Consider the following 22,464-nt stretch of genomic DNA (forward strand, 5'->3'; position numbering starts at 1 on the left):
TAGCATTAAGTAATGTCATAAGAATTAGCTCCATGATAAAAACGATTTAAACATTTAGAGCACTTTCCTAGTTTTACCATAAATAATTCAATAAACAATGGTTCTTTTGCAGAAGCTATATAACCAAGTCCGTGTATTCCAAATAGCATCAAGAAAGTTCTCAGATCATTTGTATTAATAAAAATTAGCATACAAATGAGAACGTTTAATATCGCAAACATATAACTCACACCAAAAAGCATCGCAGGTCTTGTAAGACCTTTAAATAATTGATCTGTTTGTATGCTACCTGTAGACATATTTTTTAACCTTCTAATTAATAGCCCTAACACTAATACTATATCATTAATTAAAAATCCATTGAAATGAGTAGCACTTTAGGTAAGATAACTAATTTAAATTTAATTATGACAAGCTGGCCGTTTCAAGAAGCAGAAAAAATATTACAAGAATTTCCTAACAAAAAAGAGATAATATTTGAAACTGGCTATGGACCTTCAGGTCTGCCACATATTGGTACTTTCGGAGAGGTTTTTCGTACTACAGTTGTTGCAAATGCACTAAAGAAAATCGCTCCTAATATAAAAACTAAAATTATTGCAGTTTCTGACGATATGGATGGCTTGCGAAAAATACCAGATAATGTGCCAAATCGGGAAATGCTAAGAGAGCATTTGAACAAGCCTTTAACCATGATACCAGATCCCTTTGGCACTCATGAAAGTTATGGTCATCATATGAATTCACTGTTGTGTAAGTTTCTCGACCTATTCGAGTTTGAATATGAATTTAGAAGTGCTACAGAGTGTTACAAATCTGGTATTTACGATGAAAAACTTTTACTCCTGCTGGAAAATTACGACAAAGTAATGGATGTAATGCTTCCATCATTCCGAGAAGAAAGACAGCAGACCTATAGTCCATTCCTGCCAATATGTCCAAAGACTTTCCAAGTTCTTCAAGTGCCAGTAATTGAAAGGAGTATAGATAAAGGAACAATTACATACGAAGACACAAACGGAGAAAAAGTAGAAGTTCCAGTAACAAAAGGCAGATGCAAATTGCAATGGAAACCAGATTGGGGAATGAGATGGGCCGCATTTGGAGTCAATTACGAAGCTCATGGGAAAGATTTGACTCCATCTGCCATACTTTCAAGCCAAATATGTAAAATACTTGGAGAAAAGCCGCCGCTTCTGTTTTGCTACGAGTTTTTTCTTGATAAAGAAGGAAAGAAGATATCAAAATCAAAAGGAAATGGTATTTCAATTGAAGAGTGGCTTACTTACGCACCAACAGAGAGCTTGGCGTTATATATTTTTCAGAGCCCAAAAAAGGCTAAACGTTTATATTTTGATGTTATACCAAAATCAACTGATGAATATTTGGAGTTTATTAAGCGTTACAATGAGAGTGAAGAAAAGGATGTAAACAGTCCTGTATGGCACATTCACCAAGGTAGCGTTCCTCAAATTGAAACTTCAGGTATAAACTTTTCACTGCTTTTAAACTTAGCAGCAGCTTGTAACGCTGAAAATAAAGAGATTCTTTGGGGGTTTATATCCACTTATGCACCAGATGTTACACCAGAAAATAACAAAATGCTTGATAGGCTTTCAGATTTCGCAGTTAGGTATTATCACGACTTTATCAAACCAACAAAATCATATAAAGCTCCGAATGAGGGAGAGAAAGAAGCGTTGCTAGATTTAAAAAACACCCTGCATTCCCTACCTATTACGACCACTGCTGAAGAGATTCAATCTCAGGTTTTCTCCATCGGAAAAACCCATAATTACAGCAACTTACGTGATTGGTTTCAGTTGCTATATGAAACACTACTTGGCCAAGAAACCGGTCCAAGAATGGGATCTTTCATAAAGCTTTATGGGATAGATAATACGATCTCTCTTATAGACAGTGCTATTAAACGCACACTTTAGCAATTTTAATAAATGCACTTGACAGTTTCAAAAAGTCTGCTTATCATGTGGCTGAAGCTATTTATTTATCTTCAGTCTGTGCAGATAAAATGACAAAAAACTCAATGTATTTGGCGTCTCATGTTTAATTTTTTGCACTATGTGCACTTATGTCTTTAATAAACTTTCAAGGTTTTTACCTATATAAGCTAAAATGCGCTTGTTAAAGCGTTTAAAACAGTAAAAAACGCCGATTAAAAGATAGATAGTGAATAACTAGCTAACAGGGTTTCTTTTGCCTTTTTTCTGCTTGGTAAATTTCTTAACGTTTAAATTTAGATCAGTTGCGGTTTAAAAGCAGCGAGATTAGACGTTTGGAATAAAAAAACGCCAGTTTATAAAGTTAATATAAATAATTAGCCACCAACGGGGCTTTTTTTGCCTTTTTCTCTCATTTGGTAAATTTCTTAAACTCTGTCATTCCAGCGCGTGACGCTGGAATCCAGCCTTATTTTCACTTTTACGCAAAATCGAAAATAAGAGATTTCTTATGTTCATCCACGCAAATAAGGTAAGCCTTATTTTCATTTTTATATAGAATCGAAAATAAGAGGTTTCTTATGTTCATCGAAGGGTGTCATTCCAGCGCGTAACGCTGGAATCCAGTAAAAAAAAAGACTAGATCCCAGTGTTAGCTACTAAGCTTTATTTTCATTTTTACGCAAAATCGAAAATAAGAGGTTTCTTATGTTCATCCACGCAAATAAGGTAAGCCTTATTTTCATTTTTATACAGAATCGAAAATAAGAGGTTTCTTATTTTCATCAAATGGTGTCATTCCAGTGCTTGACACTGGAACCCAGCCTTATTTTCACTTTTACACAAAATCGAAAATAAGAGGTCTCTTATTTTTTTATCCACGCAAATAGATAAGCCTTATTTTCATTTTTATACAGAATCGAAAATAAGAAATTTCTTATGTTCATCGAAGGGTGTCATTCCAACGCGTGACGCTGGAATCCAGTAGAAAAAAGAATGGATCCCAGTGTCCGCTACTCGGGTGACATTATCACTGGCATTAAGTTAAGGAAAAAGTGATGGACTATATTAAAAAATCGAGCAAGATCGATAAGTTAAAAGGAATAACGATATAAGTAAAAAAAAGAATAATTAAATTCATAAAAAATAAATTGACGAGTTTAAACTTTATAAATGCCCATTTAAAGAGTCTTCGAAAGATTTCTCACGCAAAAGAAAGCTGCCTTTCATTGATGTATTTATTCTAATTTTGAGAAAGAGTGTAAAGTCACTACAAGTAATGCTTAATGAGTTTGTTCTGCATACAAAGATCATACAATCACGGCAAGTGCATTTACTCAAGCAAGGAAAAAACTAAAGCATACTGCGTTTTCAGGCTAAATGATGATATAGTTTCTCTATACTACCAAAGATAAGGAACTTAAAACCTATCATGGTTTCAGAATGCTTGCATTTGATGCTTCTATACTCATCCTGCCAAAAAGTAGTGAGGTAATAAATGAATTTGGCTCAAGACCAATAAGAAATTGGAGCAAAAAAGAGTTTGGAGATTACACGCGTGCAATTTTTGAAGTATGTTACGATGTATTGAATAATATTGCAATAAAATCAGTATTTGGTAGGGGTAATAGCTATGAAGTTGCTCTAGCTATTGATATGCTTGATAGTGTAAAATCCAATGATCTGTGATAGAGGGTATGTTTCTTATCGGTTTTTTGCCGAGCTTGCACAAAGAGATACATAATCCGCTATCCATATGCATCATTTAATGAAATAAATGCTATGTTTAAGCCAGAAAGTCCATCTGATATGACAAGTGGACTTGTGGGGGATGTCAAGTGATTTTTCAGCACGACACTAAAAACTATGTACGAAGTCTGTTTATACGGTTGTATGAAGTACTTAAATATGACTATACCACGAGTAGCAGAATTTTTGTTTGCTAGCTTAGTCTTATAAATAGCGCTTTACTTTACGTAAAATGTGGATATCATTTGGAATATATTTTCGAGGACTGGTATGTCAGAGGTTGCAGATATAGATGTAGAAATCAAAGCGCAGAGTGAACAAATACGTTTTAGCGTGAGCCGCGCAAGCCTTTTAAATACATTATCCAGAGTAAGTGGAGTGGTTGAAAGGCGCAATACGATAGATGTTTTAGCATGTATAAATATCAAAGCACAACACGGCAGCATAAAATTAAAAGCCACTGATCTTGATATTTCAATATTTGCCTCACTTTCCGCAAATGTGTCCACAGAAGGAGAAGTAAAAATTTCAGCACATACTTTGCATGATATAGTCAAGAAGTTACCACCTGATTTGGATGTTAATTTCGAAATGAATGACCAAGGGAAATTGCTGATATCCTGTGGAAATGCAAACTTTTCTTTACCGAATGTAGTTTCAAATAACTTTCCTGTCCTTGAAGAAGGCGATCATAAACATGATTTTACGCTACTGAATACAGATTTGATAGATTTGTTAACTAAAACAAAGTTTGCTGTATCACTAGATGATACAAGATACAATTTAAATGGGATATATTTGCATACAGATGAGCAATTTCTGTACTGTGTTGCAACTGATGGCCATCGTTTGTCATGTATAAAAAGGCCAAAACCTGAAGGCGTCAATGACGAATTTGGTGTAATTATCCCACGTAAAACTGTCACAGAGTTGCTGAAAGTATTGGACGGTTGTAATGAGATTAATATAAAGCTTTCAGATAGGAAAATCAAATTTACGTGTGGTGACTACATTTTAATATCAAAATTAATAGATGGGACCTTTCCAGATTACAAGATCGTCATCCCAGCACCCCAAGATAAACAAATGGTTGTTGAAAGTGGTAAGCTCGCTAGCGTTATAGATCGGGTTTCCGTTGTTGTATCTGATAAAATAAAATCCATTAGGTTTTCATTACAAGAAAAATTATTAACTCTACACTCAAATTCTCAGGAGTGCAGTGATGCAACTGAATCTATAGAAGTGGATTATGATGGAGCTCCTATGGAAATAGGATTTAATTCGCGTTATTTGCTTGATGCTTTGTCTTGCATAAAAAACAAATGTAAATTTAGTCTATTAGATGGTAGTAGTGCTATAGTTATTACTGATGAAGATGACCCAAACGCATTATATATAATAATGCCAATGAGAACTTAAGTTAGTAATCTATCTTTACCAAATACAAACCGCAAGGCGGCGCAGTAACTCCAGCAGCATTTCTTTTGCATTGTCTTAATATATTTAGCATTTCCTGTGGGTTAGTTCTATTTTTTCCAAATTCAACCAAAGTACCGACAATGATCCTCACTTGGTTATGTAAAAAGGAAATAGCAGATATTTTGATGTATATATGACTCTCATTTTGTGCTATCTCGATATTATCAATTGTTCTTACCGGATTTGCAGCTTGACAGTCTTTTGAACGGAAACTTGAAAGGTTATGTTTTCCAAGTAAATATTTAGCTGCTTCACGCATGATATTTACATCGAGTGGGTTAAACACTTGCCATACATAGCCAGCTTCTAAAGCTGCAGGGGCATAACGATTAGTTATTCTATATTCATAATGTCTTTTTTTTGCTGAAAATCGTGCGTGGAATACATTATCTACCACTTCTGCACTGAGCACGGCTATGGGAATTGATTTTAAGTGATAATTTATAGCATTTCTTATCCTGTAAAGTTCAAATTCCCTTGCCATATCAAAATGAGCAACTTGTCCTAAAGCGTGAACTCCCGCATCAGTTCTGCCACCGCAGTATAAAGTGACTTTTTCACCACTGAAATTAAATATGGCATTTTCTATAGTTTCCTGGATTGAGTTAGTGGAGTGTTGCTGCTTCTGCCAACCAGAAAAACTGCTACCATTATATTCTATCGTTATTTTGTATCGCACTACAAAGTCTATCTAATTTTCTATCTTAAATATAATTTAGGTAGCTAATTTTTCTATGATAACACCCCGAACTATTAAAAAATCCTTGGCAGATTATTCACGTTTGATTATCATAGAAGTTATACAAATTAATAAATGACCTATGGCAAGCAATCCAGAAGAAAGAAGTAATGATAAGCAAAAAGCATTAGATAATGCAATAAGCCAGATTGAAAAAGCATTCGGCAAAGGTGCAATAATGAAGCTGAAGCAAAACCCTGTAGAGAAAATAGATACGGTATCAACAGGATCGATCGCACTTGATTCAGCTCTTGGTGTTGGAGGATTACCAAAGGGACGTATAATTGAAATATTTGGTCCTGAGAGTTCTGGTAAAACCACTCTTGCTTTGCATGTAATTGCTGAAGCACAGAAAAAAGGAGGATCATGTGCATTTATCGATGCAGAGCATGCATTGGATGTTATATATGCTCGTAAACTTGGAGTGAACACTGATGATTTAGTAATTTCACAACCAGATACTGGGGAACAAGCATTACATATCGTTGAGTATTTAGTATGTTCTGGTGCAGTTGATGTGATCGTTGTTGACTCTGTTGCAGCATTAACTCCAAGAGCTGAAATTGAAGGAGATATGGGTGATCAACATATGGGGCTGCAAGCGAGACTTCTAAGTCATGGGCTCAGGAAGCTTACCTCCGCAGTCTCAAAAGCAAACTGCATACTAATATTTATTAATCAAATTCGTATGAAAATAGGAGTAGTGTATGGAAATCCTGAAACTACTACGGGTGGAAACGCATTGAAGTTTTATACTTCTATAAGGCTTGATATAAGAAAAATTGGTGCAATAAAAGATAAGGAAAATATTGCAGGTAATGAAACAAGAGTTAAAGTTGTAAAAAATAAAGTTGCTCCCCCATTTAGAGAAGCAAAATTTGATATAATGTACAATGAAGGTATATCAAAACTCGGAGAAATAATAGATATAGGAGCAAAGCTCGGTGTGCTTGAAAAGGCTGGTGCTTATTATTCATATAACAACATACGTCTTGGGCAAGGAAGGGAAAATGTAAAGAATTACCTCAAGACAAACAAGGAAGTTGCCAACGAAATAGAAACCAAAATCAGAGATTTATTTAAAAATCTCGGTAATCCTATTACGATAGAAGAAGAGAGTGAGCAGCTCTTGGAAGAGTCAGTGTTCTAATTTCTGTAACCGTTTACAAGAGAAGAGGTAGCCAGCTTAAGGAAGAGCATCATTGCTTGTGTTCTCTCTATAGTCGCGATAAGGTTAGATAAGTTCAAACACTATCACGTCTTTAGGAGAGTTTGCTAATGGAGGCTCTTAAGTTGACGCCATTGCCTAAATGGATATTTACTTTTATCTTGCAACTTCACTAAACAGAATTTAGTGAGAGTCCCATTTGACAGTGTTTAAATCTATTCCCTCTTGCACCATTTCCCAAAGTGGGCTCATTTCCCTTAACCGTCCGACATTTTTAGCAATAAGATCTGCTGCATATAAAATTTCGTCTTTAGTTGTAAATCTGCCAAGACCAAATCTAATTGATGAGTGCTCAAGGTCATGACCATTATTTAGTGATCGTATGACATAAGAAGGTTCAAGAGATGCAGATGTGCATGCAGAACCAGAACTTACTGCTAAGTCCTTGATCGCCATAATGAGAGACTCACCCTCAACATAGGGAAAACTTAAGTTTAGGTTGCCAGGAATTCTATTTTCACAATCACCATTTAAAACAACATCAGGAAATGCTTCTTTTACCCTGCTGTACAAAATATCTCTTAGTCCTTCCAATCTGGTTGCTTCTGTTTCCATTTCTTCTTTAGCAATACGAGCCGCTTCACCAAAACCAACTGCAAGGGGAGTTGGAACTGTACCAGAGCGCATACCCCTCTCTTGCCCACCACCACTAATGAGTGGTGTCAATCTGACACGAGGATTTTTTCTGCGGACATACAATGCACCTATTCCCATAGGTCCATAAATCTTGTGGCTAGAAAGACTCATGAGATCAATGTTCATTTCGTTAACATTGATCGGCACTTTTCCAAAGCTTTGAGCAGCATCTGTGTGGAAAAATATATTATGTTTCCTACATATTGCACCAATTTCTTTAACAGGTTGAATTACTCCAATTTCATTATTTACCATCATCACTGAAACCAGAATTGTTTTATCGGTTATTGCTTCCTCAAGTTTTGACAAATCTATCATTCCGTTTTGCTTAACAGGTAAATATGTAACTTTGAAGCCTTCATTTTCCAGATGTCGACAAGAATCTAGAACACACTTATGCTCTGTACAAACAGTTATTATATGGTCTCCTTTATTTTTATAAAAGTGAGCAACACCTTTGATTGCCATGTTATTTGACTCGGTTGCACCTGAGGTAAAAACAATTTCCTTACTATCTGCGTTTACTAAATTAGCAATGTACTTTCTTGCTTTTTCCACTGCTTCTTCAGCAGCCCAACCAAACGAGTGACTGCGAGAGTGAGGATTAGAAAATTCGCCAAAATAAGGCAGCATTACCTCTAGAATGCGAGGATCTACTTTAGTAGTGGATTGATAATCAAGAAATATCGGTAATTTTACTTTAGTATTGTGTCTTTTCTCACTTTTAACGTCCATAAAGCTACCACAAAGATAAAATTACTTGATAGCATTAAAAATTAATTTTTTCAAGATGTAATCGTGCTTCAATAAACGTTACCACTAGAAGAATTTTTTGTCGCTTTCTCTTCCCGTCTTCAAGCAGCTCCAATGGTGTCACTCTATTTTGTTATCTCGCTAAATGGACAATGGCGTCAACTTAATGTTGCTGAAATCTGTCAGGAATTTTTACAACCTTAGACGCACTACTACATATTACAGTGTCTCGTACAGCTAATATCAAGATTCATCCAGTACAAGCTGAGAGGAGAATCGAAGAAATAATCATTCATCTATATCACTGCTAATATCCTTTATCATGCTATAATTGCCTTTCCTAAATCTACTTTTTAAGGACTCAACTCCGCTTTCGCTAATTCCACTTAGGCTCAGTGCTGCTCCACCAAGCTGCAACCCAATCTCAGATGTCTCCGGAATAATTTTACTAGCCCCTAGATCTTTATAGGCTTCTACATTACTCAGATCTGGTAGACGTATTATAATATTTACATGTGGAAAATTTGTTGCAACTAGAGAAACAATCTTCTTTATAGTAACTTCGTTCTTTATTGAAATTACGAGAGCTTGGGCTCTTTCTATTCCTACTGATTTTAAAATTTCATATCTCGTAGCATCTCCAAGATATATAGGAAAACTATCACTTTTCCCTTCTTTAACTATCCTTGATTGAATATCCACAATAACGTAACTGAGATGCTCTGCAGTAAGCATTTTTGTTACCATATACCCTACTCTGCCAAATCCAACAACTATTACATGGTTGTAAAGATCTTGTGTATCCGTTTCAATTGCCTCATCGTCCAGTATCACTTTCTCAGTGCTAAATGAATTTGCTATCCACTCTCCAAGACCCGATAGAAGAGGAGTAAAAGCCATAGTTACCGTAGTTACCATCATAAGCACTTGAGCAATTTCACTTGGCAGTACATCTAACTCATCTGCTAAGCGAAACAGGATAAATGCAAATTCACCACCCTGTGCAAGCAATAATCCAGCTTGTATAGCAGGCGCACTCTTAAACCCAAAAAATCTACACAATACGTATATGATAGATGTTTTTAAAACGATAAGGATGATCGACAATAAAGTAATTAGGGGCAACTTATTGAGCAAAAGGTCAATATCGATAGACATACCGACAGTCATGAAAAATAAGCCAAGAAACAAATCTTTAAATGGCAATACCGCGTGTTCCACCGAGTGTCTATGTTCTGTTTCTGCAACTAATAACCCAGCAACGAATGCGCCCAGTGCCATTGATAAACGAAATTGTTCAGTAATAAATGCTGCTCCCAGTATTATCAGTAATGTTGTTGATATAAAGACCTCGTTGCTTTCCATTTTAGCAATAACCGAAAATAAGGGCCTAAGTAACAACCTACCAGTTATAAATATCAGTACTAACGCAATAGCTGCTTGCACTAATGAACCTGCAAGTGAGCTTATCAGGCTATTTGTAGAATCACCAGTAAGTAAGGGTACTAATACTATTAGTGGTACCACTGCAAAGTCTTGCATTAGTAGCACTGCTATCGACAACCTACCAACTTGACTTGCTTGAGAACCTTTTTCCTGTAGAACCTGTAACACTATTGCCGTTGAGGACAATGCAAGCCCACCGCCAATAACTGCTGCCATGTTAGTGTTCACTCCAAAAGCAAGAGCAATGCACCATATCGCTACCATGGTAACTATAACTTGAAGGGAACCAAATCCAAATACATGGATACGCATAGCGATAAGGCGTTCAAAGGTCAATTCAAGACCTATAATGAATAACAGAAAAACTACACCGAATTCTGCAAAATTATCCATTGCATTAGCTGAATGTATCAGATTGAATCCATGAGAACCAATCAACGCGCCTGCAACGAAGTAACCGAGCACTGGGCTGATATTCATTTTCCAAAACGCTATGACTATAAACACAGCAGCGGAAAGTAAAATTATAATATCAAACAAATACTGAGAGCTACTGTGCATGATATTCAACCTGTAGGATCAGACCATTTAATTGAGCAACCAATGCTTGACTTTTGGTCAACTGGAGGATTACTAGTTTCTGCAATGAATTTCATAGCTTGAAATAAATCACTACTTCCTGTTTTATAGTTTTGAACCTTTTCCTTTCTTGCATCGTTAAAACGTCCACGATAACGGAGTTTTAAATTAGCATTAAAACCAAAAAAGTCAGGAGTACAAACAGCACCATACTCTTTAGCTACTTCTTGCGTACTGTCAATCAGATATGGAAATTTAAACCTATTTTCCTTGGCAAAATTAATCATATTTTCAAAGGAGTCTTCTGGATATTCGTTTACATTATTTGGCATTATTGCAACAGTATTTACCTGATAATCTTTTTTTAACAAATCAACATCGCTCACCAGATTGCTAATAATTGATCGAACGTAAGGACAGTGATTGCATATAAACATTACAATAAGACCATTTTTTCCACGACAGTTACTTAATGTATAGTGTTTGTTATCCACCCCTAAAAGATTGAAATCTTTTGCGGTAAAGCCAAAATCTACCTTAGGAGTATTCAGTGCAACCATAGCTTACAGAGATTGTGTACCAGGCACAGCCTATAATATTATTACTTAAATGTCAAACGGTTCTTGTGTATACTGTTTGCATATTCTTTGTTGACATTATGTTCATAACCTTCGAAGGAATAGACGGCTCCGGTAAAACAACTCAATCTGAGTTACTTGCAAGTCATTTTAAGCAGATTCGTGGTAAGAATAATGTGATATTGACCCGAGAGCCAGGTGGTACTGACTTTGCAGAGAAGGTAAGAAGGGTATTGCTTAAAGACAATATTGATCCCATCTCTGAACTTTTGCTGCTCACCTCAATGAGATATGAACATGTAAAAAAATTAATACTGCCAGCTCTAAAAGAAGGAAAGATAGTGATTTGCGATCGATTTATTGATTCAACTATTGCATACCAAGGATATGGGCTTGGAGTCGACTTAGGGCTAATAGGGGACCTTCATAAGTTAGTAAAAATTAGACGTCCAGATATCACATTTATCCTAGATATTGATGTTCAAGTTGGGCTAAGCAGAGCAAGATATAAAAATAAATACGAAGAGATGGACATTAATTTTTACAATAAAGTTCGAAAAGGATTTCAAGAAATAGCACTAAAAGAACCTGATAGGTGCAATGTTATTACTGAAGTCGAAACTAAAAATGACAATCAAGTGTATAGTGAAATCTCCGATAAGGTTATTATTTCAAGGACTTAGTTTCTTTAAAATAAAGTCTTAACTTATATGGGTATCCAAAATAGATACGGACGGAATGGGATTCGAACCCATGGTACGCTTATCACGTACGTCAGTTTTCAAGACTGGTGCCTTAAACCACTCGGCCATCCGTCCATCTCTTTTTTACCACAACATTCGATCTCAAGCAATCTATAAAAATTTCATTTGCCTACACAAAAGCTGCTAAATATACTGTCCAATATTTCTTCCACACTAATAATTCCTGTTATCACACCAAGTTCAGACGCAGCAAGCCTTAAATCTTCAGACATTAATTCAATTGAGTTATCTATACTAAAACGTTGTAAATGTTCTATAGCTTTCTGCATGTAATTTCTATGTCTTTGCCGAGTAATCACAGGGGCATTGTTATTGTAACCAAATTTTTCCTCTATCTTTTCCTTAATTACCGAAATTAGTCTTCCCGTACCTACTTCTTTTAAAATAGAAATAGGTAAAAAATTCATACCGCTAATTTTTATATCATAATCATCAATAACAGTGTCTGCCTTGCTCAATACGTAGATGGTATCGCTATTCACAGTGTTGCAATTAATGTCACAATGCTGTTCAAAGGGAAACAATTCTATTCTTAAATCAGCTTCACAAGACCTCTTCTTCGCTCGACTTATGCCTTCCGATTCTATTGGATCCAAACTTTCACGAATTCCAGCAGTATCAGAAAGAATGATTGGATATCCACCAATATCGATATGGGCTTCAAGCACATCCCTTGTTGTGCCAGCATATTCAGAAACGATAGCAATATCACGTTTGGCAAGGAAATTAAATAGTGTTGATTTACCGACATTTGGCTCACCAGTTATTACAATATGTAAACCCTCACGTAACCTTTCACCCCGTCTATTATCATTCAAATGCTCTTGTATTGACTGCACAAGAGCTTGTACTTTACCATTGACTTTCTCTAGTTCATTTCTTTCTGTTGCAATATCCTCTGGAAAGTCTATATATGCTTCGATTTTGGATTGCATCGTTATTAGTTTCTGCCTCCAACTACTGTACAGCTTTTCTAATTCTCCTGACATCTGCCTAATCGCTTGTCTAGCCTGCATTTTTGTCTCAGCATCAATTAAATCTGCAATCCCTTCTATCTGTGTTAAGTCAAACTTGCCATTCAGAAAAGCCCTAAGCGAAAATTCTCCAGGTTCAGCCATAACAAAGATTTTTGATAACTCCTCTAAGATGATTTTTATAACCGCTTTACTTCCATGCACCTGTAACTCTATAACGTCCTCGCCGGTAAAGCTGTTTGGTGCAGGAAAATAAATGATTATTCCATTGTCAATTAATTGACCTAAACCATCATACAGATCAATTAAAGTAGCAAACCTTGGCTTAATATGCTTTTTAACATGAAAGCAATTCAAAGTTTTAAGTGCATGATTGCCTGAAATCCTGATTACTGCAACTCCTGATTTACCAAATACTGTTGATAGAGCGAAAACAGTCTTATCCATGCTTGTCATATATAAAATAGTTTATTTCTTAGCAATATTATACTTAAGGAACCAAAATATCCAATTTGAAGATACTAAAAATCTTTATTTACTTTATTAAAATGATACTGTTATATTAATAAACTCAAAATATCCTTCCTACAAAAAACCCTTGAAGGTTACCTATTACTAGTATCAGCTCAATATTTATTATAAAATTGGTTATTAACTAAATAATCTTGCTTATGCATAAAATACTGATTTTACTGTTGATAATATTGCCAATTAAGTTGTTTGCAGTCGGGGTTGAAATCATTGCAGATGTAAATGGCGAACCAATTTCAAACTTAGATATCGAGAAACGTATTAACCTGATAAATTCATTGTTCGGTCCCCAAAATGGGAAGGAACTGAAGTTTCAAATTCTCAGGCAGTTAATAGATGAAATTATCATCATCAACGAAGCAAAAAGGTTAAATATAAAATCAAACGATGAAGAGTTGAATAATGCTGTCACATTATTTTTAACTCAAAGTTTTAAAATTAAAAATGATGAAGTTGATCAACACATACAAAAACACAACATAGATCTTGGCATTTTAAAAAAACAAATAAAATGTCAACTGTTATGGAATAAAATTATTGAAACAAGAATCGTACCATTTATTAGCATAAGCGACAAGGAAGTAACCTATGCAAAAGAGCAAATAGAAAAGTCATATTATCTTATTACATTCCAAGAGTTCATAATTCTCGATCAGGAAGATAAGAATGCTTATAGTATGGCTGAAGATCTATTGAAAAAACTGCGCAATAGTAATAATGACTTCATTCCAGAATCTCCAATAAAGGCGCGCAAAGTAACTGTTAATTTAAGTCAACTAAAAGGTAACCTTAAGGGCATTTTAGAAAGATCAGAAACTGGCAGTATAGTAGGTCCAGTCAGCTTTAGCGAAGGTTACTCTATTATAAAAGTAATAGATAAAGTACAACTTGATCATACACTACTGGAAAGTACTTTAAAATTAAAACAGATTGTGGTTAAAGACTCAGAAGGCTTACTAGACAACTTCAAGAAACAAAAAGTCACCTGCTCAAATTTTGACAAATTGGCAGATAATCTCAAGCTGCCAAATGCAAAAGAACTCGAAATAAAAATGCGGAATTTAAATCCCGATTTACAGGCTTTATTTAGTAAAATAGGTATAAATGAAATAGTAGAATTTAGAGAAAATAGCACCGCAAGGTTGATGATGTTATGCGATATCAAAAGCAATGCAGCAGATATAGAAGCAATTAAACGGGAGATATATCAACAAAAAATTATGATACAAAGTAACTTGCTACTGGACGATATGCGTAAAAACACAGCTATCAGCTATAGATATAGTTGAGATATGCAGGTTATTTGAAACTAGAGAGTTGTTAATGTATTAACTAAGCTTTCTTACCAATTACCACAACATTTTCACTTGGAAAAAAATAATCAGGTATAGTCATATTTTTTGGTGCAGGCCCACCAATTACTCGACCTGATGTATCATAATATGAACCGTGACAAGGGCAAAACCAACCATTGCCATCTTTTGTGGCGTGATCAACTGGCACACATCCAAGATGGGTACATATTCCAATCATAATTAACCACTCATCCTTTCCTTTGCATACTCTTTGCTCGTCTGACTCAGGGTCTCTTAAGCTTTCTACACTCACAGCCCTTGCAGCTTCAATTTCCTGCTTTGTACGTCTTCGAATAAATACTGGCTTACCTTGCCATTTTACCTTTTTTTCTTGCCCCTCTTGAATATCAGATAAATTAACTTCGACTGTGGACATCGCTAAGACTTCAGCGGAAGGGTTCATAGACTTAATCAGTGGCCAAAGCCCACTTGCAGCCCCTATGCCTGCCATAGCGCATGTAGTTAATGTTATAAAATCTCTTCTACTCTTATTTTCAGTAAGGCTTCTAACACAAGGTGTTTCTTTAGCCTTCTTGCTTATCAGCGATTCTTTATTTAGTTTTTTGCCCATCGATCTTTACTTAGCTACAAGTATATATTTTAATTTAAATACTGTAGATTAATCAACAAAAACTTGTATTTTTTGCTTTTAGCTGCACTTGTTACATTACTATATAGTTAAGAAGAAATAGGGTCTTCAACTTCAGAAATGCTATCTTCAGTAGAACCAGGATCTTCAATTTTTGCTACCGATACCACCTTTTCTCCACTTTCCGTTTTAAATAGGGTGACTCCTTGAGTGCTACGCCCTGCAATTCTGATTCCGTCGACCGAGATGCGAATCAATTTTCCTTTATCTGTAATGAGCATTATATTGTCGCCCTGTTCAACTGGAAAACTAGCAACAACATTGCCGTTTCTGCTGGTAGTAAGAATATTGGTAATACCAACACCACCTCTATTGGTTACCCTGTACTCATATGCAGAAGTTCTTTTACCAAAGCCATTATCGGTAATAGTTAATATAAACTCCTCGTTCATTGCGAGTTTTAAGAATAATCCACCATCTATTCCCAAATCATTCAAAGTCTTTTCTAACTTAGAATCAATGGTGTTATTAGTAGCAGCTTCCAGTCTTTTTGCGAGTGGAACCTTTAAGTAAAGTTCTTTTTTTTCTGTTGCAATACCTATACCATTTAACATAGTCATGGATATCACGCTGTCATTTTTTGCAAGTTTGATACCTCTTACGCCATCTGAATTACGGCTTTTAAATTGACGAACATCGCTTACAACAAATCTGATGCTTTTTCCAAACATTGTTGAAAGTAAAACGTGATCAGTTTCATTGCATACTTTAACCGATATTAACTTGTCTCCTTCATCAAGCTTTATTGCTATTTTTCCATTACTCGGAATATAGTGAAAATCCGCTAAGGAATTACGTCTTATGTTTCCATGAGCGGTAGCAAAAACTATGTTCTGATTGTTATCATTTTCACTTGGCAATGGCATTATATTAGTAATTGTTTCACCATCACTAAGCGGAAATATATTAACAAGTGCTCTTCCACGCGCAGTTGGTTCTGCAAGGGGTAGCTTATAAACTTTCAATCTATAAACTCGACCAATACTAGAAAAGAATAAAAGACTAGTGTGGGTATTTCCAACAAATAATTTTGTAATTACATCCTCTTCTTTTAACCCCTGTCCTAGTTTCCCCTTTCCACCACGACGCTGAGTTCTGTAATGAGAAAGTTTTACACGCTTAATATAACCATTCATAGTTACGGTTACTACCATATCTTCTTGCGGAATTAGATCTTCAGCTTCAATGTCTGTATCTGATTCTTCTATTGCAGTTTTTCGTGGTACGGCAAATCTGTTCCTTATTTCTTGTAAATTATTTTTTATTTCTTTCATCAATTTTTCTTCTGAGCCAAGGAAAGCGATATATTCCTTTATTAGGTTAATCATTGAATTTAGCTCAGCTTTCAATTTGTCTTTTTCAAGACCTGTTAAGCGTTGCAACTTCATGTCAAGGATAGCTTTTGTCTGTAGTTCGGTCAGTCTATATACTCCATCTTTCAAAAAGCTCATGCTATCTGAAATTAATTCAATAATTGTGTTTATTTCAGATGAAGTTTTCCATTCTTTATTCAAAAGCTCTTTGTTTGCTTCTTCAGGATCTTTTGCACTGCGAATGATCTTTATTACTTCATCTATGCTAAGAACCGCAATGTAAAGCCCTATGTATATATGAGCTTTTTCCCTTGTCTTCCTAAGACGAAATTCTGTCCTTCTGATTAATACTTCCTTTCTAAAGTTAACAAAAGCAGCTATGATCTCTTTTAATGACATCAAAGCAGGTTTGTTATTATTGAGAACTAAAGTGTTAACACTAAAGCTACTTCTTAGAGGAGTAAGTCCTAATATTTGATTCAGTACAAAATCTGCTGCAGTATTTTTTCTAAGGTCAATTACTATTCTAATACCAGATTTGTCTGACTCATCTCTAATTTCTGTTATGCCATCAATTTTCTTTTCTTTTACGAACTCACCTATTTTCTCAATTAATTTTACTTTATTTACTTGATAAGGTATTTCATCAATAATTATTGCTTGCCTATCTTGCGGTAGATCTTCTATATGAGTTTTTCCTTGCACAACAATTGAACCTCGACCCGTGGCAAATGCCGACCTTATTCCAGATTTTCCAAGAATCGTTCCACCAGTCGGAAAATCAGGTCCTGGTATCACCTCAAGCAGCTCGTCTAAAGTAACTTCGGGATTATCTATATATAACATGCAGGCATCGATTATCTCGCCAAGATTATGAGAAGGAATGTTAGTTGCCATACCAACTGCAACACCGCTTGCACCGTTTACCAACAGATTTGGAAACTCTGCAGGCAGTACAACAGGCTCTGTTTCATTTCCATCGTAGTTTGGCCTAAATTCAACTGTACCTTCGTCAATATCGTGCAACAAAAAATGAGACACTCTGTGAAGCCTTGCTTCTGTATATCGCATTGAAGCTGGTGGATCTCCGTCTATCGAACCAAAGTTACCTTGTCCATCAATCAGTGGTAAAAGAAGAGAAAAATCTTGAGCCATTCTAACTAAAGAGTCGTAAATAGCCATATCACCGTGCGGGTGATACTTCCCCATTACATCCCCAACTATACGAGCTGCTTTCTTATACGGTTTACCAGCGTCGTACCCAGCTTTCGACATTGCGTACAATATGCGCCTATGAACAGGCTTAAATCCATCCCGCACATCAGGTATAGCCCGACTTATGATGACACTCATTGCGTAGGAAAGATAGGAATCTTCTAACTCTTTTACTATTGAGACTGGTACTATATTGTCTTGCATTTTCTATATTTTGATCAAAGCAATTTTAATGTTAACATTTAGTCAAGCAAATGGTCAATGAGAAATTAGGCCACATTTCGTTCTACTTTTTGTTTACAATAATAATATTGAGCTATAGAATTATACTTTGAAGTTGCTAAACTGCAAAGGGGCAATTAGCTCAGCTGGTAGAGCATCTCGTTTACACCGAGGAGGTCGGCAGTTCAAATCTGTCATTGCCCATTGATGTTAGCTTCAGCATGCTGCAGAGTCAACATAATAGCTTGCTTAATCTAACATACACACCCTTTAAATTTAATTGTTTACCCGAAACCTAATAGGTTTTATATATATCAGCTGTGTTTCAAAAATTTTTCGTCCGCAGCCTTATTCAACCATCTAGACAACAAAACCTATCCGTAATAGAAAGAAGATTTTACATCAAACTCTACCATAGCAATTTATGCTTAAGTCAATGAAATATGTGAATGAGAACTTTCAATCTGTGTAGATGCACATTACTAACAAACTATCAACTATTGTTGTATAGGCTGGCTCTGTCGCACGGTACCCTATGTAGTAGCCGATTGAGGATAAATCCACATAACTATTTCAAACTTAGCTCTACCAACATCAATAAATTTATTGAACGAATAACACTTAGCTCTTTATTTTGATTTATTTCAGATTTATTCTGAAAGCTAAACCAAAATAATTTTAATCTTGAAAATGGTCTCTCAATATACAACCTTTTCCCACAACCTATTTCCTTTATTACCTCCTTCCATATCATTCCCACTACGTGACGCTATTACTCTAATAGCAATATCTCATCAAACATACAATCTATTCTGAGTAAGGAGTTATTTCTTAGTTTTAACTTCGCCTTTACTACTCTAATGCTTCGTCATAGTGGTTCACTCGTGGTTATTCCTCTATCATACCTTTCCTATAAGGTTAACCCTTAGCTCTTCACCAAAGCAGCCTATAGCTACTCAAAGCTTGCTCTTCCTATGGCATACTCTCATCCGTTTAGCAGCTTTCACACTAGGTCTTCCGTTATTCAAATCTCTCCTACACCTCTACGATACATAATTCCTTTGCAAATTCCACGATTATTAATACTATATTAACCAATCATCGCAAAAATTGTAACGAGATCTTCTCTCAATTGACTATCATAGAGCTACCAATATATGGTGGCTTAAATTATTAATTAAAAAAATCATGAGAAAAAGTAATGAAAATATCTTACTAATAACAGAGTTACTATCAGGACAACTACTCCACGACTTCGCTAACTCCATGAATGGGATAACATTTGGTTTAGAAGAGCTTGAAGCGCATGATAAGAATGACACCAGCACGCATAAAGAAGCATTGTCGCTGCTAAGAGAGAGTTTTGATGATTTGATGAGTAAACACAAAGTTATGAAACAGGCATATTCCCTTTCAGCGGACAACTATAACCTTAATCTCACTAAATCCAACATTGAGAATTATTTATTAAAAAAAAAGTAAAGTTCATGTGGAAGATAGACAAATATCCTATAAAGGAAAATTTAATTAAAAAGATAAATAAGATAACTTCCAACATGGTGTTAACTATAGCTAGCGCAGTAGCAGGAGTTGAATCAGTTTCCGTTTTACTGAGTAAAATAGAAGACAAGACGTTACTGACTATAAAAATTCTAAGTAAGCACAAGCCAATAAGCAAATCGTTAGTAAATAGATTAGCAAAAAAGGGCGATATCAGCTTAAATACAAAAGATATTAATATTTACATGACCTCTTTATTACTAGAGTACTATAACGCTGAAATACGTTACTCTTGTGAAAATAATTTGCTGGAAATAGGTTTAGTTTTAACCTAGCACAATCCCGCACTTTGCAAAGGTATCTACAAACTTAAGCAACAGTATAGAAATCAAGGCTTTTGTGGAGTCTCAAAGTTGGGTACACTTACCTCTCACGTATCAACACTGAACACGTAAACATCCAAAACTTCCCTGCCAAAAAACAAAATATCCTCTCACGCACAAATTTAGTTTTTATAGTTACCCAGGTCTAATATTATTCTATTAATGTAGCGTTCACTTGCATCTTTAACGATAAACTTTACACCGTTTTTGTACTCAACTACCTCACCTACAGAAGGTACCTTACCAGCAATTGAAAGAATTAATCCACCAAGTGTAGCGTAATCCTCTTCAGGATCACGTAATTCTATCTTTAGATTTTCCTCTATACCTCTTATCAGGGTCCTTGCTGATACCTCAAACTTATTTTGGGGCAGTTTGATGATAGTATATTCAAAGTTCTCATTTCCGCTATTAACGTTTGGTAGCAATTCCCTTACAAGATCGGTCATCGAAATTAAGCCGTCAGTTCCACCGTATTCGTCCAGTACAACAGCTAAACATGATCCTGTAGATTTCATCTTGACGAAGAGATTGGTAGTCTTCATTGAAGGAGGAACAAATAGCACATTTTGCATAAGGTTTTTCAAACTAAAGTTCTCATTTCTACCAAAGATAACATCCTTCACATAAAAAAATCCGACCATGTTATCAAAGTTGTTTTTATAGACTAGTACCTTGCTATGGCAAGTGCTTTCTATCTTTTTTGTCACTTCGTGCTTATTTGACTCAATATCCACTGCACATATTTCTGTACGTGGAGTCATTATATCAGTTATATTGCAGTCGTGAAATTTCAATAGATCATTGAATATATTAAGGTCTGGCAGATCTTTCATTAACACCTCAGTTGCACATTTTCTTAATGCACGAAATTTTTTGAAAAGAAACAGAAAAACTTTGTATGTAGCTCTTTCCCCTAAAGTTCTTTTTTTACTCAAGTTGCTTCCCGTAATAGATAAAATCTTCTCATATTAGATTTATCAAAAAAACTGTTGTCAAATGTTTAATAAGCATGTGAATAACATAAAATTAATCTGTGAATCATGTTTCGACATCAGATACTAACAGTTCCTCAACAATTTTTTTACCAGCGTATACACAACTACATAACAACGTGTAACAGAAAGACTTTTCCATAAAGGGAGATTACCAACAATCTGAACATTTTACTTATACACATAAATTACGACCGAAAATCAATACCATATGAAAGTTACCAACACATTTATCCACAAGTTGAGTAGAGAGAATTTTCATCAAATCTTAAGTTGCTAACACATCATTGATGAGTCTATTATTATAGCTATACTCTATTATATAAAAGAAGAAAATAAATCTATTAGATTAGTAAGTAGCAAAGTGACAATAGCAGAAGTTATTAGAAAAAACAGACGAGGTGAAAAGATACCTATTTGGCTGATGCGTCAAGCTGGCAGGTCCCTCCCTGAATATCGTAGAGCAGTGGACGGCATAAGCGATTTTATAGGGATGTGTTATAATACAGATCTCGTCGCAGAACTAACGTTGCAACCAGTAACGAGGTTTGACATGGATGCAGCTATAATTTTTTCGGATATTTTGATAATGGCTGATGTTTTAGGCTGCGACATAAACTTTGTACGCGGTGTGGGTCCAGTAATAAGACCTGTGAAAAGTTCTAAGGAGCTAGGCAGTTTACAGGGAATTGAAGCTAAGACCTTGCCAGTTCTAAAAGCTATAGGGAAGGTAAGAAGCAAATTGCCAGAAAAGAAATCTCTTATAGGGTTTGCTGGTGGACCATGGACCGTAGCTTCGTACATTATAGAGGGTGGAAGCAGTAAAACTTTCTCCAAGGCACTAAATTTTTGTCCTCTAGGCTTAGAAGAGATAATCGAGCAAATAACAAAAGCAACTATTGTTTATTTGATTAAACAAATAGAATCTGGAGCAGACGTTGTTCAGCTATTTGACAGTAATGCTGGCATGCTACCGGAAGAACTATTTAGGCAATACATCATTGAGCCAACAAAGAAAATTGTTTCCGCAATAAAGAGTGAATTTCCTGGTTTCCCAGTAATAGGTTTTCCAAGATCTGCTAAAAGGCTTTACAAGGATTATTGCGAACAGACGGGTATATCTGCAATAAGCATAGACTACGATGTTCCAATAGAATGGGCAAAGGCAAACCTGAAGGTTCCTCTGCAAGGGAATCTCAATCCTGGTCTTTTGGCCTATGACAAAACAGGAGCAATTAAGGAGGCAAGACACATAGTTGATTGTTTTAGGGATTTGCCCTTCATATTTAATCTTGGGCATGGAGTACTTCCCGATACTCCTGTTGAAAATATTGCTGCATTAGTGGATTTTGTAAAAAATTACTAATACAACGGAACTCTTGCATAACATCAGTAGAAACAAAAAAAAGATTGCT

General features: G+C 35.5%; 17 protein-coding genes, 2 tRNA genes and 1 pseudogene. 10 read left to right on the forward strand and 10 right to left on the reverse strand.

The genetic code is table 11. From position 1 onward, the window contains the following. Window positions 1–5: 5 nt before the first annotated feature. Window positions 6–299, reverse strand: coding sequence for a type IV secretion system protein VirB3 (locus HF196_RS01265; RefSeq protein ID WP_168455470.1), 294 nt, complete (start codon window positions 297–299; stop codon window positions 6–8). 66 nt (window positions 300–365) lie between these two features. On the opposite strand from HF196_RS01265, the gene HF196_RS01270 reads away from it, so the two are divergent. The 3 genes and pseudogenes from HF196_RS01270 (at window position 366) to dnaN (ending at window position 5,129) form a co-directional block, all read left to right on the forward strand. Then, window positions 366–1,943: a lysine--tRNA ligase gene (locus HF196_RS01270; RefSeq protein WP_168455471.1), complete on the forward strand. Its 1,578-nt coding sequence runs from the start codon at window positions 366–368 to the stop codon at window positions 1,941–1,943. Window positions 1,944–3,091: 1,148 nt separating this feature from the next. Further along, window positions 3,092–3,773, forward strand: a pseudogene (locus tag HF196_RS01275) (transposase); the annotation flags it as partial. Window positions 3,774–3,980: 207 nt separating this feature from the next. Next, window positions 3,981–5,129, forward strand: a complete 1,149-nt coding sequence (gene dnaN / locus HF196_RS01280; RefSeq protein ID WP_168455472.1) for a DNA polymerase III subunit beta — start codon at window positions 3,981–3,983, stop codon at window positions 5,127–5,129. Between the two features lies 1 nt (window position 5,130). On the opposite strand, the gene truA is transcribed toward dnaN, so the two are convergent. Further along, entirely contained in the window at window positions 5,131–5,868 is a 738-nt protein-coding gene (truA, locus tag HF196_RS01285) for a tRNA pseudouridine(38-40) synthase TruA (RefSeq protein WP_168455473.1), read from the reverse strand. A gap of 142 nt (window positions 5,869–6,010) precedes the next feature. Between truA and recA the strand changes: the two genes are divergently transcribed. Continuing rightward, window positions 6,011–7,078 carry a recombinase RecA gene (gene recA / locus HF196_RS01290; protein ID WP_168455474.1) on the forward strand — a complete coding sequence of 356 codons (1,068 nt, stop codon included), beginning with the start codon at window positions 6,011–6,013 and terminating at the stop codon, window positions 7,076–7,078. A gap of 201 nt (window positions 7,079–7,279) precedes the next feature. On the opposite strand, the gene HF196_RS01295 is transcribed toward recA, so the two are convergent. From HF196_RS01295 to HF196_RS01305, 3 genes are all read right to left on the reverse strand, one after another. Beyond that, the gene (locus HF196_RS01295) at window positions 7,280–8,527 is read right to left on the reverse strand and encodes an IscS subfamily cysteine desulfurase (RefSeq protein ID WP_168455475.1); all 1,248 of its coding nucleotides are present in this window, start codon (window positions 8,525–8,527) and stop codon (window positions 7,280–7,282) included. Window positions 8,528–8,833: 306 nt separating this feature from the next. Beyond that, complete coding sequence (locus HF196_RS01300; RefSeq protein WP_168455476.1) at window positions 8,834–10,552, reverse strand: monovalent cation:proton antiporter-2 (CPA2) family protein; 1,719 nt, start codon at window positions 10,550–10,552, stop codon at window positions 8,834–8,836. A gap of 5 nt (window positions 10,553–10,557) precedes the next feature. Then, complete coding sequence (locus tag HF196_RS01305; RefSeq protein WP_168455477.1) at window positions 10,558–11,130, reverse strand: thioredoxin family protein; 573 nt, start codon at window positions 11,128–11,130, stop codon at window positions 10,558–10,560. 98 nt (window positions 11,131–11,228) lie between these two features. Here HF196_RS01305 and tmk point away from each other — a divergent pair, with 98 nt between their 5' ends. Then, a complete protein-coding gene (gene tmk, locus HF196_RS01310) occupies window positions 11,229–11,831 on the forward strand; it encodes a dTMP kinase (protein ID WP_168455478.1) in 603 nt (200 codons plus the stop codon). Window positions 11,832–11,878: 47 nt separating this feature from the next. Here tmk and HF196_RS01315 read toward each other — a convergent pair. Together HF196_RS01315 and mnmE are read right to left on the reverse strand one after the other, a co-directional pair. Continuing rightward, window positions 11,879–11,966: transfer RNA gene (locus HF196_RS01315), tRNA-Ser, on the reverse strand. Between the two features lie 47 nt (window positions 11,967–12,013). Continuing rightward, window positions 12,014–13,342 carry a tRNA uridine-5-carboxymethylaminomethyl(34) synthesis GTPase MnmE gene (mnmE, locus tag HF196_RS01320; protein ID WP_168455479.1) on the reverse strand — a complete coding sequence of 443 codons (1,329 nt, stop codon included), beginning with the start codon at window positions 13,340–13,342 and terminating at the stop codon, window positions 12,014–12,016. A gap of 215 nt (window positions 13,343–13,557) precedes the next feature. Here mnmE and HF196_RS01325 point away from each other — a divergent pair, with 215 nt between their 5' ends. Further along, entirely contained in the window at window positions 13,558–14,706 is a 1,149-nt protein-coding gene (locus HF196_RS01325; protein WP_168455480.1) for a SurA N-terminal domain-containing protein, read from the forward strand. Window positions 14,707–14,749: 43 nt separating this feature from the next. Here HF196_RS01325 and petA read toward each other — a convergent pair whose 3' ends face one another. Then, the gene (gene petA / locus HF196_RS01330) at window positions 14,750–15,343 is read right to left on the reverse strand and encodes a ubiquinol-cytochrome c reductase iron-sulfur subunit (protein ID WP_168455481.1); all 594 of its coding nucleotides are present in this window, start codon (window positions 15,341–15,343) and stop codon (window positions 14,750–14,752) included. 107 nt (window positions 15,344–15,450) lie between these two features. Then, window positions 15,451–18,153 (reverse strand): DNA topoisomerase (ATP-hydrolyzing) subunit A, encoded by a 2,703-nt coding sequence (gene gyrA, locus HF196_RS01335; RefSeq protein WP_168455482.1) that lies wholly within the window; start codon window positions 18,151–18,153, stop codon window positions 15,451–15,453. A 149-nt stretch (window positions 18,154–18,302) separates the two neighbouring features. Here gyrA and HF196_RS01340 point away from each other — a divergent pair. The 3 genes from HF196_RS01340 to HF196_RS01350 all read left to right on the forward strand — a co-directional run bounded on the left by HF196_RS01340 (window position 18,303) and on the right by HF196_RS01350 (window position 20,006). Then, window positions 18,303–18,375, forward strand: a tRNA-Val gene (locus tag HF196_RS01340). 984 nt (window positions 18,376–19,359) lie between these two features. After that, window positions 19,360–19,653 carry a hypothetical protein gene (locus tag HF196_RS01345; protein ID WP_168455483.1) on the forward strand — a complete coding sequence of 98 codons (294 nt, stop codon included), beginning with the start codon at window positions 19,360–19,362 and terminating at the stop codon, window positions 19,651–19,653. Between the two features lie 5 nt (window positions 19,654–19,658). Then, window positions 19,659–20,006: a hypothetical protein gene (locus HF196_RS01350; RefSeq protein ID WP_168455484.1), complete on the forward strand. Its 348-nt coding sequence runs from the start codon at window positions 19,659–19,661 to the stop codon at window positions 20,004–20,006. Window positions 20,007–20,176: 170 nt separating this feature from the next. Here the strand turns inward: HF196_RS01350 and HF196_RS01355 are convergent, their stop codons facing one another. Continuing rightward, window positions 20,177–20,992: a transporter associated domain-containing protein gene (locus tag HF196_RS01355; RefSeq protein ID WP_168455485.1), complete on the reverse strand. Its 816-nt coding sequence runs from the start codon at window positions 20,990–20,992 to the stop codon at window positions 20,177–20,179. Window positions 20,993–21,392: 400 nt separating this feature from the next. On the opposite strand from HF196_RS01355, the gene hemE reads away from it, so the two are divergent. Further along, window positions 21,393–22,415, forward strand: a complete 1,023-nt coding sequence (gene hemE / locus HF196_RS01360; RefSeq protein ID WP_256359386.1) for a uroporphyrinogen decarboxylase — start codon at window positions 21,393–21,395, stop codon at window positions 22,413–22,415. Window positions 22,416–22,464: the final 49 nt, after the last annotated feature.

It is taken from the genome of Wolbachia endosymbiont of Ctenocephalides felis wCfeJ (assembly GCF_012277315.1).
Classification (GTDB): Bacteria; Pseudomonadota; Alphaproteobacteria; order Rickettsiales; family Anaplasmataceae; genus Wolbachia.